This is a genomic window from Psychrobacter sp. Pi2-51 (assembly GCF_904846665.1).
GTDB lineage: Bacteria > Pseudomonadota > Gammaproteobacteria > Pseudomonadales > Moraxellaceae > Psychrobacter > Psychrobacter glaciei.
Genome location: NZ_CAJHBP010000010.1, coordinates 44,178 through 60,100 on the forward strand (window position 1 = coordinate 44,178; position 15,923 = coordinate 60,100).

General features: G+C 41.1%; 13 protein-coding genes. 11 read left to right on the forward strand and 2 right to left on the reverse strand.

Annotated features, from left to right (window positions below; translation table 11 throughout):
• The first annotated feature begins 12 nt into the window (after positions 1 to 12).
• The 11 genes from JMY08_RS13975 (at position 13) to JMY08_RS14205 (ending at position 12,190) form a co-directional block, all read left to right on the forward strand.
• Positions 13 to 885 (forward strand): ComF family protein, encoded by an 873-nt coding sequence (locus tag JMY08_RS13975; RefSeq protein ID WP_227679622.1) that lies wholly within the window; start codon positions 13 to 15, stop codon positions 883 to 885.
• Between the two features lie 281 nt (positions 886 to 1,166).
• The gene (locus JMY08_RS07370) at positions 1,167 to 1,688 is read left to right on the forward strand and encodes a Tfp pilus assembly protein FimT/FimU (RefSeq protein WP_227679623.1); all 522 of its coding nucleotides are present in this window, start codon (positions 1,167 to 1,169) and stop codon (positions 1,686 to 1,688) included.
• Positions 1,688 to 2,254 (forward strand): type IV pilus modification protein PilV, encoded by a 567-nt coding sequence (pilV, locus tag JMY08_RS07375; RefSeq protein WP_201592612.1) that lies wholly within the window; start codon positions 1,688 to 1,690, stop codon positions 2,252 to 2,254. The genes JMY08_RS07370 and pilV overlap by 1 nt, the downstream gene beginning before the upstream one ends.
• Positions 2,254 to 3,249, forward strand: coding sequence for a PilW family protein (locus tag JMY08_RS07380; RefSeq protein ID WP_201592613.1), 996 nt, complete (start codon positions 2,254 to 2,256; stop codon positions 3,247 to 3,249). The genes pilV and JMY08_RS07380 overlap by 1 nt, the downstream gene beginning before the upstream one ends.
• A gap of 70 nt (positions 3,250 to 3,319) precedes the next feature.
• Positions 3,320 to 4,126: a PilX N-terminal domain-containing pilus assembly protein gene (locus JMY08_RS07385; protein ID WP_227679624.1), complete on the forward strand. Its 807-nt coding sequence runs from the start codon at positions 3,320 to 3,322 to the stop codon at positions 4,124 to 4,126.
• A gap of 42 nt (positions 4,127 to 4,168) precedes the next feature.
• Complete coding sequence (locus JMY08_RS07390) at positions 4,169 to 8,140, forward strand: pilus assembly protein PilY (RefSeq protein ID WP_201592617.1); 3,972 nt, start codon at positions 4,169 to 4,171, stop codon at positions 8,138 to 8,140.
• Between the two features lie 12 nt (positions 8,141 to 8,152).
• Positions 8,153 to 8,698 (forward strand): type IV pilin protein, encoded by a 546-nt coding sequence (locus JMY08_RS07395; RefSeq protein ID WP_201592619.1) that lies wholly within the window; start codon positions 8,153 to 8,155, stop codon positions 8,696 to 8,698.
• Positions 8,698 to 9,159: a type IV pilin protein gene (locus tag JMY08_RS07400; RefSeq protein WP_201592621.1), complete on the forward strand. Its 462-nt coding sequence runs from the start codon at positions 8,698 to 8,700 to the stop codon at positions 9,157 to 9,159. The genes JMY08_RS07395 and JMY08_RS07400 overlap by 1 nt, the downstream gene beginning before the upstream one ends.
• Positions 9,160 to 9,473: 314 nt before the next feature.
• Entirely contained in the window at positions 9,474 to 9,908 is a 435-nt protein-coding gene (locus tag JMY08_RS07405; RefSeq protein WP_201592623.1) for a pilin, read from the forward strand.
• Positions 9,909 to 10,002: 94 nt separating this feature from the next.
• Entirely contained in the window at positions 10,003 to 11,607 is a 1,605-nt protein-coding gene (locus JMY08_RS07410; protein WP_201592625.1) for a PglL family O-oligosaccharyltransferase, read from the forward strand.
• 196 nt (positions 11,608 to 11,803) lie between these two features.
• Positions 11,804 to 12,190: a pilin gene (locus JMY08_RS14205; RefSeq protein WP_413786693.1), complete on the forward strand. Its 387-nt coding sequence runs from the start codon at positions 11,804 to 11,806 to the stop codon at positions 12,188 to 12,190.
• 97 nt (positions 12,191 to 12,287) lie between these two features.
• On the opposite strand, the gene fdxA is transcribed toward JMY08_RS14205, so the two are convergent.
• A complete protein-coding gene (fdxA, locus tag JMY08_RS07420; protein WP_010195798.1) occupies positions 12,288 to 12,611 on the reverse strand; it encodes a ferredoxin FdxA in 324 nt (107 codons plus the stop codon).
• 102 nt (positions 12,612 to 12,713) lie between these two features.
• Positions 12,714 to 15,830 (reverse strand): DNA mismatch repair protein MutS, encoded by a 3,117-nt coding sequence (gene mutS / locus JMY08_RS07425; RefSeq protein ID WP_201592629.1) that lies wholly within the window; start codon positions 15,828 to 15,830, stop codon positions 12,714 to 12,716.
• Positions 15,831 to 15,923: the final 93 nt, after the last annotated feature.

Here is a 15,923-nt window from a genome sequence, read left to right on the forward strand (position 1 = left end):
TGACCATAAAGCATGTACCGCTTAGCGCCTTACCAAACCGGACTATGGCTGGCAGAGTATCTGAGTATACGCTGCCAGTTATGCCGTGTTCACCAAAGCGTGTCACAGTCTCAGCTGATACAAGACCAGCTCATACAATCTCAGCCAACAAAATCCCAAATAGTAGAGTCACAGTACTCATCAAATACCGCTAATTCTGCATTTGGTTCTTTGCCTAACAATCATTCCTCTATTGCCAATCTGCGCTATTTTTTTGATAAGCGTTTAGATAGCGGTCTGCTCTGTCCGCATTGTCATCACAGCATAAGCTGGTTACCTAAACCCTTTCAGGTAGACATGTCTGCTGGCAGTACATTATCTATCCAAGCAGCGACCTATTACGATTATCCGATACGCCAAGCGATTCGTGCGTTTAAGCATCACGAAGATATGACCAAGCTGCCACTATTGCTACACGCTTTGCGTCAACTCCCACGCCCGCACGGCTGTCATCACGACAACAGCGTAATTGTCGCCATGCCGACCACCGCTCAACGCCTGATCAAACGTGGCTTTGATCCCGTTAGTATTTTATCAGCGCACCTATCCAAGCATTGGAAAATACCGCTATGGCATGGGGTGCAGCGCATAGATGACACTATCAGTCAGCAAGGACTGACGCGTGCTGAACGCTTGAGTAATTTAGACAACGCTTTTGCATTAATTGAAAGTCAACCTGCTAAGCGCTTGATATTATTTGATGATGTCGCCACCACCGGTGCCAGTCTGCAAGCGCTAGGGCGTACAGTACATAGCTTGTCTGGCATGACCTCCCTCAATAACGCTCCAACCTCTCATAAACATCCTCTTATTGCTTATGCTCTAGCGCATGGTAGTCAGTCATAGAAGTATTCTCATTCGATTGATGGCTACTATTATGTTGCTAATGTGTTACCTTATCGCTATATTATGAATATACGCTAGCTAAATTTGTTGTTTCTCTGTGCATTACTTTATAGCTGTTACTACAACGCTATTTATGAATAAAAATGGAATAAAAATTGCAGGAAAACTGTACAAATTATTAAAGATATTAGATGAGCGGCACAGGCTTTACCACCATAAAAACTAGGTGCTCAGCACCATTAAGAAACTAGGGCTACATACAGCCATAAATAGGATTTGATGTGAACGCATCTGCGAAAAATCTACCGCACTCATTACGAATGACCAGCTCAGGATTTACCCTGATTGAGCTGATGGTAACGATAGCTGTGCTTGCCATTATTGTCGGTATTGCAGCGCCAAGTATCAGTACTCAATTGGCCAATCAGCGTGTGAAGTCGACGGCTGCGACTCTAGCTAATGCGCTAAAAGAAGCTAAAGTCGAAAGTATTATTCGTCGTCAGAATATTACAGTTTTATATGATACTTCTAATAATTCTAATAAAATCGTATTGCACACCGGTATTACCAGCATCCCTAGCACTAATATAGCTAGCTATAACGTCGATAAGCAAAGTGTTATTACTCAGAAAATCAGTCCCTCTACTGAAACCAGTATTGCTTTTCAACCAAACAAAAAAATAGTTGGTGGTGCTACAGTAGCATATACCATCTGTGATAGCGGCTCTAACAGTGAGACGCCCAAACAAGTAAAACTTACTAATATTGCTAACGTTAATACTATAAGTGCTGGGAGCTGTTAATGAAGATTGGAGCCACACAGGCAGGTGTAGGATTAATAGAGGTGATGGTGGCATTACTATTGCTAGCTGTGGCTGTTTTAGGGTTCAGCGCCATGCAAATGTCAGCGATAAAAGCAACCGACGAAAGCCTTATGCGTACTCGCTCTTTAGCTATCATGCGAGGTGGAGCAGAGGCTATGCGTAATAATCCTAGCGGTATTGCTGCTTTCAAAGCAGCGATAAATGGCTCTTCAGACGCTATTAGTATTGATGGAGGAAGCATAACAAAAGACAACTGTATAACAAATGCAACTACGGCACCCACCGCCGCGCAGACCTGCACGATCAACCAAATGGCAACGCGTGATGGATTGTTATTAAAATCATATGCAAGCGCCAATGATATTAATATAGGCATGGTTCCCAACGGCTGTCCAGGTACATCAGGCAAGCAAGAGTTACAGTGTTTCGTGGCCAGCTGGGGTGATACGAAAGTTACATTAGATGATACTGCATCTGATGCTTGTGCCAATGCAAATGGCAGTTATAAGAATGGCGCAGAGTGCTTTATTATGGAGGCGTACTGATGTCATATAATCATCAAAAAATAAATCTGAATAATCGTCAGGTAGGTTTCACCTTAATAGAGTTGATGATTTCTTTGGTACTCGGTTTAATAGTGTCCGCAGCCGTCATCCAAGTATATTTAATAAATGTAAAAACAAGCAGTATTCAGTCCAGTGGTAGTGAGTTACAAGATGCGAGCGTATTTGGGTTACAGCAATTAGAAAAAAGCATTCGCTTAGCCAATCTTGGTAACCCAACCACTAGAATTGATGGCACCACGCCTAATGGCGGTATTGTCTTAACGGGTCTCAATATTGGTGTTCCTACTACTCCTACTGCTTATCCTAATACGGGGTATCTAACAAGACGTGCAGGAGATGCTACTGTTGGTACTAATGGTTGGTCAGGTATATCCAATACCAATACCAATAGCGATCAGTTGACTATTCAATATACCAACATCACAGGCTCTCCAATGACAGATTGCGAAGGTGCAGGTGCGGCTGTTAATGACATTGTTATTGAGCGTTATTTCTTACGTAAGGCAACCGGGGATACCAGTACTGGTGCTATCAAAGACTTAGTATTGGCATGTGATGCAGGGCGTGTTAATACTGCTGGTGGGATAGCCGTCGTGACTCCAGCAACTGATTCACGTAATTTTGGTCAAGCAGGGCAAGAGTTTATTGTCAATGTCGATCAGTTTAAAGTGCTATTGGGTATACAGTACACAACTGGCGCTAATGCAGGAAGAATGATTTATTTACCCAGCAGCGCTTATCTGAATATAACGGCTGACAAACCAGTAGTAACTGCTGTTAAGGCTGGTTTAATTGTTCATGGTAGTACACCTGTTATAGGAAGTGCTGAACAGTCTGAATTTGCTTTGTTAGGGCAATTATCGGCAGATAATAAGCTAAAGGCAGATACTAGTAGTACAAAGAAAGTTCGGACCACCTATCAAACCACAACGTTATTGCGTAACGCTCGTGTCGTAAATCTAACTAGCCCATAGCATATTGGTAAGGAGACTCAAAGTGATTCGATACCACGATTTATCAAGTTCGACACGAAAAGATATCAATATGGCATATCGGAGCACCGAGAGAGGTGCGACGTTGATAGTGGTCTTGTTATTTTTAGTGCTTATTATGCTAGCAGGTGCAATAGCAGTTAGACAAAGCACGACAGATCTTAAAGTGGCGACCAGTGACCAAATCAACACTGTATTACTCCAATCAGCAGATAGTGCCAACCAAAAGCTAGAGGTGATGGTGAATGGGAGCGCAGACTCCACTGGGTACAGAGATGTAACGAGTGCTACAGGAGCACTGGGTCATTTTTTATTATTTGAAGAGAATAAAATTAATGAGTTTATTTATTGCTTTAATCCTCGGACACAAAGCTATCTAACAAACAGTGCGACTGTTAGAGCACCTCTTGGCGGATATGTGGATGGATTGAATAATGGTGTTTGTGATTATACCGATGCAGCTGATTATACCAGTGCTAGACAAGCCGTCATGACGCAGATGAGTATTACAGTTACGCCTCCTAGTGCCAATGCAAAGCCGTTTGAATCTGTTGTTCTTGGCAAAGAGATTGAGGATAGAACCAGTAAGAAGTATCAGTTCGATATCAGACCGACTTCTTCGCTCCCCGCTTATAGTGAACCAAAATCAGGTGCTGATAAATGTTTTGAGCAAACCAGTATTGCCTCCAACGTAGCTGCTGGGAAAAAATCATTAAATGGCTGTCTGTTAGCGGCTAACACACCTAGCAAAACGCTGTATGAGCAAGCGGATGTCGAAAACCTTTCTTCTTCTACCAAATGTTATCCGTTCGGCAAAGGGACACTAAATCCGCTATGTGTACTAGCTACAACGCCTTAACTTGCTTATTCATTACACCGATATAATATAAGGACAGATGTCATGAAACGATTTGACGACGTACAGCGAACGACTAACGTGATCACGGTACCCTTAAAGTATCTAGTCGTTGTCATGGCATCGATAATGATAATGCCTGCATCACAGGCAGATGTGGCAGGTAAAAAGATTGGCGATTTAGAGATTTATAAAGCGGCAGAGGGCGGTAAGACCACGATTACCATGATGTTAGATACTTCGGGTAGTATGTCTGCACTTGCGTCTAATGTGGGAGCGAGTGCTTGTGATCTGCCTTCTGGTGTGTCCTCTAGTAGAATCAATAGTGAGACATCTTCGACTACATATCCTAGGACATATTGTGAGACTGCTGGCGAAAAAAAGTATTTTTATAGAAGAAACTTTTCATTTGGTGACGGTTTCACATGGTATCGTTGTGGTGGTACTGATGGTCTAGGTAGCTCAGCAGCTGATATTAGTTCATGTCCAAATAGTCAGACAATATCTCAACCTTCTACTAGTGGTTTTGAAGACGAACTTCTAAGTGGACTCAATAGGTATTATTATAAGACTGAAAGCATTAAATACTACGACCGCTTAACTCGCCTTAAAGATGCGATTTTTACTTTGATGGATAATGCGCTGTTGGATCCCAAAAAAGTATCTATTGGGATAGGACAGTTCTCTACACAAAGTAATGAGGATAATGTGCTCAAAACTGCCGATGGTAGAAGTGGCAAAATTCTAGTGCCAGCAGCTTTGCTGAATAATACTCAACGTTTAGCAATTAAAACAGCAGTAGCCGATTTGGTTGGATTTAATGGTACACCAACAGCAAACGCTTATGCAGAAGCAGGTGCTTATATGTTAGGTACCAAAACGCCTACTAGTAGTATTTATAGTGGTTTTAATAGTTCTATAAAATCTTCAAAAAATAGTAGCAACTATATTAGCCCACTTTCATCGCCTTCAAGCTGTGATGGTCGTGGCATATACTTTCTAACCGATGGTGAGCCAAACACTGCCCCTGATCCCATTCCTTTAATGAAGGCTGCACTAGGAACTAAAGGAAATGCTTTTTCGGTGACAGCATCGAATAGTTTGCCACAAGGTAGTAGTACAACAAATAATGGTAGTTATGATAGTGGTACACCTGCGGTCGGGGCCTTTGCCAGAGCTCTACGTGACCCAACAAAGAATCCATTAGGTACAGATCGAGAAATCTATACCGCAGTCGTTGGTTTTGGTTCAGCATTTGATGTTGATGATTCAGATATCGTCAACCTCCCTTATACCAATCCCAAAACTGGTGTTACCGCAAATCGTGATTTTTATAATTGTGCAAAGATCAGCAATATTGACGCAAGAAATGCTTGTAATTGGGGTGAAAAATCTAATACTGAATTGCCAGGTGTGGGAGGCTTTGGGGAAGGTGGCTTTTATTCAGCGCAGTCTACCGAAGACATTGTTAAAAGTATTACTACCTTCGTCGCTGACTTGAACCAAACCTTACCGTCGGTGCCATCAGGTACAATCGTCGTCCCTGACGATCCTTATCGTGCTGATAGTCAGCTTGCTGTTGCCTATTACCCTACGTTACAACCCAAAGTAGCCGAAAATTCAGTCATTTGGGACGGTAATATGAAAAAATATACCTTAAATGAAGGTACTTTATATGGTAAGGGCGGTGCTAAGTTATTTCAGAGCATAGCAGGCGATCTTAATCCGACGACGCAAGATATGTGGTCAGATAAAAACTACACTAATGCTATGGGAGAAGGTATTAATGACAAGGTGGAGTCTGGTGGTTTTTATGCGCAATTGAACACACCAGCTACGGGCGTCACCTCGCTTAGAAGGCTTTACGTCGAAGACTGGGATAATACGACCAATAAAAAATCAGTATTAAGAAAGGTAGAAGTAAGTGTTGCTGGTAAGGTCGTGGTAGATGGAGCAGCTTTGACTACCGCTACATTTAAAGATACTGCTACCTATAATGAAGCAACGTTAAGAAAATTATTGAATTTCCTAGGATTCGATATTCTTCCGAGTGCGGCTGTAAAAGACATGACACTTAGCACAGCTAATGTATCGAAAGCTATCAAGGTGCTTGGTGCTACTATTCATTCTACCCCAGCGGCAGTCTCTTATTCAGCAAATCTCGATGCGATTACTGGTAGGGTGACCGATACGCGTGATGATTACGTACTGTTTGGCTCATCAGAAGGTGGCTTGCATTTGGTAGATGCAGATAACCAAGGAGCGGGTAATGGTGGAGAAGAAGAGTTCGTCATTATACCAAGAGAGATGTTAAGGGATGCTAGTAAGTCTGACGCCCTCGTTAAAGGTGCAACTAAAACTGATATAGGGTCACCAAACTTTGGTATAGATGCTCCTTGGTTGGTTACCGCCGACTATAATTATGATTTGTCTAACAATAGAGTAAATGTCAATACAACAGGTGGTAAAGGCGTATTCGCTTATGGTGGCCTACGTATGGGTGGCGAGGCTTTTTACGGGCTAAACCTCAATAAGCTTAATAATGTTAGTAATCCGAGTATGATATTTGCTATTACGCCAGCCACGGTAGGGTTTGGGCGTATGGGTCAGATTTGGGCAAAACCTACCAAGGCTAAAATAAAAACCAGTAGTACTGATACTGGTACTGATGTTTTGGTATTCGGTGGTGGCTATGATATGTGTTATGAAAATGAAGGCTTTCAAGTTGGTGTTACAGATACAGCGTTAGGTGCTTGCTCAAACAAAACATCGACTAAGGGCAATGCCGTATATATTATCAACGCCAGAACGGGTGCTCTGATATGGTCCGCTTCAGCTGAGGGTTCACCGTCGAGGACTGTTACGAGTATGACTAACAGTATCGTCGCTGGGGTGACCACGTTAGATCGTAATAACGATGGCTTTATGGATCATATCTATTTTGCAGATTTAGGTGGTCAGATATTCCGTGCTGATTTTACTAATGCTGGCTTTGTGAGACCAGTAACATCAGGAACTGCATCGCCTGAAACTTCTTTTAGTAATACCAGAGTCACTCGTGTACTCCAAAGCGCATATACAGGCAGCGATGCAAAATATAACTATCGCTTTTACGAGCGTCCAGTTGTCAGTTTCTATCGTAATGATACCAGTAATGATTTGTTTGCATTGGTTAATGCTATCTCAGGTGACCGCAGCTCGCCTTTATCAAAAATACGTGATAACACCAAGGCTGACAGGCTGTATGGCATTATAGACAGCGATGTTACCAAGCTAGATAATGTTTTTTATGCCAATAACTTTACGACTGCAGGAACAGCAGGAGGCCAAGCAATCGTAGATTTGACCGCGAACAATACCGCCTCAAGTAGTTTAGCTGAGTTGCCTTCAGCAATTGGGACGCTTACTGCCACAGGATATACCTTAGCTCAAAAAAATGTGACCATTAATATTCTAAAGTCAGGAGCAAAACGAGGTTGGTATTATCCTCTGACTCGTTTTGATGGCTACGGTAATGTGAGATATGGTAAAGGTATCGGTAAATCTGAAGTGGTTGATAGCTTTATATATACGACTGTCTACAATCCAGACATGAGCTATGGTGCTGTAGATTCTTGCTCTGCTAAAGTGACAGGTGGTTCAGAGCGACAGCTCTATTGCCTACCCTATGGTATCTGTACGGATGATGCCTCTAAGAATGGCACTGCTGGATATGTGCAAGCAGGTAAAGGCATTCAAGAGTTGACGCTTGGACCACGCAGCTCAAGCCTAGCTAACCAACGATTGCTTATCGGTACGCGTACACTTGCCGAACGTGCTAATGATCGAGTCAGCTTCGGCAGCGATGGTGATAAATTCTTTTATGACACTCCTGTATTAGGTGGCGGTAAGAAGGAGAAAGGCCTGCAACAGAATTTAAACGCAGCTGATCAACTTCTTGGTAATGGCACAGCGCCCGATTTTATATTTAACGAACGTTATACTCTACAGCCGAAAGTATGGTACGAAGTAGATTGATAGGATAGCTGCATGAATATGAAAGCGTTAAAGCAACAGCTTGGATTTACGCTCATAGAGCTGATGGTGGTTATCATGATAGTAGCTATCTTAGCGGCAATTGCGATTCCGTCTTACCGTCAGTTTGTAGTACGCAATGCCGAATCACAAGCGCAAGCGAGTATGCAGCAACTGGATATAGAGCTAAACCGTTGGCGTGCTAGTGCGCTGACTTACAAAGGCTTCATACCAAAAAAGCAAGCAAGCGATGGTACTTATAGCTATGGATATGACGCGACTGATAATAAAACTATCTACGTCCCTAGAGGAAGCAATAGCACTAACTATAGTTATCTAATTACATTAGTCGATAATAAAGGCGATACTTTGGCTCCTGCAATCACAGGCTATTCTACTTCGGGTAGCTCGTGGCGTATGTTGGCCCAGCCAAATACCTCCCTTAAAAATTCAGATGCGCAAATTTTGATGACCAGTAGTACAGGCGTGAAATGCAAAAGTAAGGATAGGACGGTTACTACCGCTTCTACTGATTGTGGCATTGGACAGGAGAGCTGGTAATGTCAATTTCTAGCAAAATATTAAAACCATCATCTATACAGCAGCGCGGCTTTACATTAATAGAAATGATGATCGTCGTTGCCATCATTGGTATTTTAGCGGCAATTGCTTACCCCAGTTACCAGCAATATGTCATCAAAACTAAACGTACGGACATGATGACTGAGATGCAAAATATCGCCTCAGAGATTGAAAGTCGTAAGTTGGCTCAGGGTAGCTATAGCGATATTAGCGCGGGTATTAAAACAGAATTTGCTACTGCATACCCAAGGCAGGGTACTGAGTTATATGATGTGACCATAACGGATCCACTCGTTACTAAATGGACAATCACAGCCATTCCAAGAACAGGTAGTCAAATCGCTAACGATGGCAATCTAAGTCTTAACTATCAAAACATAAAATGTCGTATTCAGGGTGCAAATAGGAAGTGTGGTACTAGTAACGACTGGAATAAATAACAATTTTTGCCACTATCACAAATTTTGACAAAAATTGTCATCTATATTTACTTTTTACTCCTAGTACATGGGTGCACTGACAATTTTCAGTAAGTTAGTAGCAATATTGTCAGTAGTATGTAAATCTATTTAGCTAGAAAATAGCTATACATCTTAAGTATTCGGTTGAACAGTGTGATTTAATGCTAAAAATAGTAATTTTCTTAAAATTGGTATGCTATGTGCATGCTTTATAGTAAGAAAAAACAAATTATATTACTAAAGATAAAAAGCGCTGATCGCCACTTGTCTTTATATACCCAAAAGGAGTTCATATGAACACTGCTCAAAAAGGTTTTACCCTAATCGAACTAATGATTGTTATCGCTATTATCGGTATTCTAGCTGCGATTGCAATTCCTGCTTATCAAGGTTATACGGCTAAGTCACAAGTAGCAGCTGGTCTAGCAGAAATTACACCTGGTAAAACCAATGCTGAAGCCAAACTAGCAGAAGGTATTTCGGCTACTATCACAGATGTTACTAAACTTGGTTTGAAAGCTAGCACTAGTCGTTGTGCTATTACAACTAGTATTGGAACTGACGGTGCATCTACTATTACATGCGCACTTAAAGGCACATCTTCTATTAATACTAAAACTATCCTATGGACACGTACAGCAGATGTTCCTGCTACTGGAGTAATTGGTACTTGGACATGTACATCAACTGTAGCTAATGTCGACTATAAACCAAAAGAATGTGCATAAGCTTTACTTATAGACGATGAAATAAGTAACAATACTACTCAGTAAAAAAAAGGATAGCTCTGCTATCCTTTTTTTTACTTTATTCTGGGCTAATATGTTTTATATACTTTCATTTGCTTTAAGCATAATTTGTTTCTCCCTAGCTATTCTCAATCCAGCTTTTTATGCACCTTGGTCTAGTTTTATTTCAGAATATTTTGTCTTTTTATCTCTTTTATTTTTGATGCCCTTATTTGTTAAAGGCTCTATTTCTATCCCTAAAATATCACTGTTTTTTATCCTAATTAGTTTGATACCTATAGCACAGTATTCGCTAGGTCAAATTTTTTACTTTGATAAAGCCACTTTATCTTTCATTTACATACTATCATTCTGGTTAGCTATCGTTATAGGCTTTAATAGTGTCAGTAGATATAAGTATAGTCTAGATTATTATTATCTAGTTACTTTAAGCTGTGGATTGATTTGTAGTCTAATAGCTCTAGCTCAATGGTTTAATATAGAGATGAGTGTTGACTGGGTACTGCCTGCTCGGTCTCGTCCATTTGCTAATATGGCACAACCCAACCATCTTGCAACCTTTCTATTATTAAGCTTAATATCTTGTCTATATTTCTATGAAAATAAGCGATTTAATAGCATAGCTCTATTGCTATTTAGCTTATTATTGTTAAGTATTATTGGACTGACACAGTCGCGTACTGCATGGGTTGCTCTATTATATTTATATTTATATTTATCAGTATCTTATAAAAGAGATATCATAAGTCTTAGCTTTAAAAAGCAAAGTTTGTTCTTAGCTTACTTTATTGTTTCTGCTATTTTGCTACCAATCTTTAAACAATCATTCTTAAAGTTAGATACAACGACTGTCGCTGAAAGAGCATCATCAGGTTATGAACGCATTCAGATTTGGCAACAAGCATTGGATGCCATCAAACTGCAGCCTCTATGGGGATATGGATGGAATCAAAGCTCTTTTGCTCAATATGAAACATTACAATTTGGCTATGCAAAGCGTTATATCACCAGCTTTCATAATATATTTTTAGATATCATAGTGTGGTGCGGTATTCCAATTGGAATCACTGTGATAGTAGTTTGTACATTCGTAGTCATCAAAGCGTTATTAAAGTCAGTTAGCGCCATTCAGACTTGCTTGATAACTTCAGTATGTGTCGTTTTAATTCATGCTTTACTCGAGTTCCCGTTATCATATTCATATTTTCTACTACCTTTAGGCTTCATGTTAGGAGCTTTGTTTTTTACGTTTAATGAAGAAACAATAAAAGTAAATGGTATTTATTGTATTTTAGTTTTTGTATTTGGAATAGTTTTAAATTTATATATAGTTAGAGAGTACAGTTATATTCCAGATAATATGGTTGCTGCTGAAATACATGAAATGAATGAGCGGAAGAATGTGCTTAGTTTGTCATATCAACTTAACTTTTTTGATACTTTTGAAAGTCGCGCCAGATGGATTGGTTTATATCCGTGCACAAAATTAAGTAACAGCCAGATTGAAAAGATACGATACATGGTTAAAACATATATGATTCACTATGACTTATACAAGTTTTCAGAAGTTCTGTACTTTAATGGGCATAAACGTGATGCACAAAAGCATTTGAATATATTGAATTATATGTATGAAGAAGATGTTAAGTTGAGCGAATTACAATGTAAGAGTCATTAATAATCTCGATCAATATTGATAATCTATGATGTTAAGTTAAAACCTTATTCCATGAATTCGAATTTATTTTACTAATACGTATCACATGGCATGATGTCTGCATTAATAAATTATTATCAACAGGTTGTATAATCATATGTTATCGACATCAACTGGCTCATACAAATCTCAAGCTGGGTTTACTCTGATTGAGACAATGATTATTGTTGCTATCGTAGGTATTTTGGCATCCATAGCCATAATAAGTTATCAAAACCAGATTAGAAAGACGCAGATAATGGTCATTTATCAGACTCTAAATGACTTTAGGATGCCTTATCAAATACTTCTGAATGATGGTGATGGGGTAATAGATTTTAGTCCGAATGGATTGAATATGCCAAGCAATACCAAATACTGTCAGTTTAGTGTAACAGCTCCTAATACCAATACAGCTACTCCTAACGCAATACATTGCCAAATTAAAAATCTAAGTTATTTACCAAATCAGACAATAAGTCTTGATCGAAGCACTGACGGTGATTGGAGTTGTAAAGCATCTGCTGGCATATCAAAGTCTTATTTGCCTCAAGATTGCCAGTAAAATGGGTTAATAAAAAACCACCTGACAGCCCTTTTTATCTGATGGCTATTAGGTGGTTTTTCTTGTCTCAATACATTGAGCAGTGTTAAAGAGTTATCTACTTCTCTAAATACTGAATCTTACCTTCCACGCCATCCCACTTTTCAGCTTCTGGCATTTGTCCTTTCATCTCAGTGATGTTGGGCCATTTTTGTGCCAGTTCTTCATTTAACTGCGTAAACATTTCTTGATCTTTAGGTACTTCATCTTCTGAGAAGATGGCATTGGCCGGACATTCAGGCTCGCATAGCGCGCAGTCGATGCACTCATCAGGATCGATGACGAGGAAGTTTGGGCCTTCATAAAAGCAGTCCACAGGACAGACTTCCACACAGTCGGTGTATTTGCAAAGAATGCAGTTATCTGTAACGACAAAGGTCATAGTGATGTCTACCTGTTATTGGTTGAGCTAATAAATAGATGAAAATTCTTATATTAGGATAGGACATATTTTAGCGCCTTTACGGCTATTTGACAATTCCCTTTAATGACTAATGAATTTTTTAAGATGATAGAGAAGGTTAAGTGCTTGCTTCGGTGTTAGGTTGTCAGGGTTGATGGCGCTTAGCTCATCCTGTAAGCTAAACAGCTGATTTTGCTGTGGATTATTGAGTGTGTTTGATGTTTGAGTAATATGACTCGCCTCTTGGTCTAGAGGATGACCATTATAAGCCTGCTGGCGTTTATCCTTTACTGACTTAGCTAAGTCATTTTTGTCATCAACTTTATCAACAACAATTTTTTCATTTTCTGTTTTTACGCTATTTATTTTCAAGTTATCTATTTTCAAGTTGTCTACTAAATAACGTTTGGCATCATTCAATACCTGAATAGGAATGCCAGCCATCTTAGCGACGTGCAATCCAAAGCTAGAGCTGGCGGCACCTTCGCGAATTTGATGTAGTAGTAGCAACTGACCATCAACTTCACTGGCAGCGACATGGACATTACGAATGTTAGCATGATTGGCTTCACCATCTTTTGACAATTGCGTCAATTCAAAATAATGAGTGGCAAATAGGGTCAGGCAGCCAATCTCGACCAAGCGATTGACACAGGCATGAGCAATAGCAAGACCGTCAGTGGTCGCCGTACCACGTCCGACTTCATCCATTAATACGAGTGATTTATTCGTTGCTTGATTGAGAATGTTGGCGGTCTCAATCATCTCAACCATAAAGGTTGATTTGCCGCCCGCTAAATCATCAGCTGAGCCAATACGGGTAAAGATACGGTCGATATCACCGATATGAGCACGCGCTGCTGGGACAAAGCTACCGCAATGTGCAAGTAGGACGATAAGAGCCGTTTGGCGCATATAGGTCGATTTTCCGCCCATATTAGGGCCCGTAATCATTAACAGGCGTTCAGGGTTTTCAGCGCTACCAAGCGCACAATCATTGGCAACGAACTGGCTAGTATGTTTCGCATGACTGTTTTGATTGGTACGATTTCCAATATTAGTTGGATTTAGTACGGCTTCGACGACGACATGACGACCTGCTTTTATATCGATACTGGTTTGACTGTTATTATTCAAGCCATTCTTCGAGTGATTGTTGTTTAAGCCACTATCATCTTTTGAATCGTTACTCATCACTGGACGTTGCCAGTTATAAATGGTTGCGAGCTGTGCCCAATTGCTAAGCACATCTATTTGGGCTATCGCAGCGCTCAGCTGTTGTAATTCAGCTAAGTGGCTGCTTAAAATGGTTAACAGTTCATTATATAGCTGTTTTTCACGAGTCAGTGCTAAGCTTTGCGCGCTCAGATACTCGGTCTCGACATCTTTTAGCTCATCTGTGATAAAGCGCTCGCTGCTTTTGAGCGTTTGCCGACGGATAAAGTGCGCCGGTGCATTTTTTGCCTGCATTTTTGGGAGTTCAAAATAAAAACCGCTGACTTTATTAAAACCCACTTTTAGGCTGGGTAATTGGCTCTCTTGACGTGCACGCTCTACCATCTCATCTAAGGTCACTTGGATATTGTCATGGAGATGAGTCAAGCGATCAAACTCTTCATCATAGCCAGCCGCAAGCATACCACCATCACGAATATGCGCGGGCGGTTCTGCGATAATGGCACGCTCAATCAGCTCGGCGACGGACTGTACCGCCGGTAACTGGTCAGGCAATTGCTGCATTAGCATCGGCAACAGTCCTGACTGCTCATGGCTAATGCTTGACTCATTGAGTAGGGTCGTAATCTGCACGCTACTAGCGATACCATCAGCGAGTTTACGTAAGTCGCGTGGCTTGGCGCTCATCAGACCGATTCGGCTACTGATTCGCTCAATATCGCCGATTGCATTTAGAGTCTCGCGTAAGTTGCTGACTAATGAATTATTTTCTAAATTTTGCTTCAGATGTTTATTTTCCTCAGTTTGACTGTCTCTCTGCAAAAGACTGATTATCGCATGTAGGCGCATATTGATGCGTGAATGTTGACGTAGAGGGCGCTTCATCTGCTGTACCAGCAATCGTCTACCCATTGGGGTCTGACAATGGTTCAGCACCGATATCAATGAAGTGCCGCTGTTGCTGACAGGCGTAAATAGCTCAAGGTTTTGCTGACTATTGGCATCGATAATCAGATAATCATCATTATACTCAACGATGAGTTGATTTACTTGTGGTACATGACGCTGCTGGGTTTGCCGCGCGTAATGAATAAGCGCAGCACAGCTAGATTGCGCCAATGGCTTGTCGCTAATGCCCAGTCCATCTAAACGTTGCACGCCAAACTGCTGACAGAGGGTTGTGCTGGCATGTTCAGGATGAAAGTCATTGGCAGCGACTTCTATAATAGGGCAGTCAAGATTTTGACGTAGCCATAGCAGCCATTCTGCATCAGTACCGCTAATACCATCGCTGAGTACTTCGCTAATGATACATTCACTGGGCGCGAAGCGTGCGAGCACCGTGAGCATTTGGGTTTGTAAGCCTTCGATATCATTTTTATCCGCTGTCAGGCTTTGGGTGGTCAACGTGCCAGCGGCTAAATCCATTTGGCTAATGGCAGCTTGTAGTGGCTGATTGCTATTCGATTTAGGCATAGCAATATCAATGGCGACCACAGTAGGGGTATGGTTTGGCGCAATTAATGCATCATCGGTAATCGTACCTGCTGTCAGAGTTTTGACCACTTCACGGCGCATAATACTGCCAGCGGTCGATTTGCTTTTATCTTTTTTCTGCTTATCGCCCATCGTAGGCGTATTGGATTTATTACTCGCATTGCCAGTGGTTGATTCGTCGATTTGCTCACAGACGACGACGGTCTGCCCAGCCGCAATCAGCCTTGCCATATAGCTGTCAGCCGCATGAAACGGTACGCCTGCCATCGCAATTGTGTTGCCTGCTTTGTCCGTACCACGGCGAGTGAGCGTGATATCAAGTATTTGCGCCGCGCGCTTGGCATCATCGAAAAATAACTCATAAAAATCACCCATGCGGTACAGCAGTAGCGCTTGTGGATAATTGGCTTTCATGGTTAGATATTGCACCATCATTGGCGTATGGTCTGCTAAATGATAAACGGCGTCACCTATGACTAACGGTTCAGGTGAATGAGGGCTTTGAGCGATTGGTTTGACAGTCATGCACGGTCTCTTGTGGTTCTTAGATGAGTTTACGATGGGTGAAACAAGTGTTTTTATAACAATAAGTAGCTAATGATGATGAGCAAATCATGC

Bases quoted from the DNA above. Each gene is read 5' to 3' on its own strand.
- JMY08_RS13975 (WP_227679622.1), top strand. From the start codon at position 13: ATGTACCGCTTAGCGCCTTACCAAACCGGACTATGGCTGGCAGAGTAT.
- pilV (WP_201592612.1), top strand. From the start codon at position 1,688: ATGAAGATTGGAGCCACACAGGCAGGTGTAGGATTAATAGAGGTGATG.
- JMY08_RS07380 (WP_201592613.1), top strand. From the start codon at position 2,254: ATGTCATATAATCATCAAAAAATAAATCTGAATAATCGTCAGGTAGGT.
- JMY08_RS07385 (WP_227679624.1), top strand. From the start codon at position 3,320: ATGGCATATCGGAGCACCGAGAGAGGTGCGACGTTGATAGTGGTCTTG.
- JMY08_RS07390 (WP_201592617.1), top strand. From the start codon at position 4,169: ATGAAACGATTTGACGACGTACAGCGAACGACTAACGTGATCACGGTA.
- JMY08_RS07395 (WP_201592619.1), top strand. From the start codon at position 8,153: ATGAATATGAAAGCGTTAAAGCAACAGCTTGGATTTACGCTCATAGAG.
- JMY08_RS07400 (WP_201592621.1), top strand. From the start codon at position 8,698: ATGTCAATTTCTAGCAAAATATTAAAACCATCATCTATACAGCAGCGC.
- JMY08_RS07405 (WP_201592623.1), top strand. From the start codon at position 9,474: ATGAACACTGCTCAAAAAGGTTTTACCCTAATCGAACTAATGATTGTT.
- JMY08_RS07410 (WP_201592625.1), top strand. From the start codon at position 10,003: ATGTTTTATATACTTTCATTTGCTTTAAGCATAATTTGTTTCTCCCTA.
- JMY08_RS14205 (WP_413786693.1), top strand. From the start codon at position 11,804: ATGATTATTGTTGCTATCGTAGGTATTTTGGCATCCATAGCCATAATA.
- fdxA (WP_010195798.1), bottom strand. From the start codon at position 12,611: ATGACCTTTGTCGTTACAGATAACTGCATTCTTTGCAAATACACCGAC.
- mutS (WP_201592629.1), bottom strand. From the start codon at position 15,830: ATGACTGTCAAACCAATCGCTCAAAGCCCTCATTCACCTGAACCGTTA.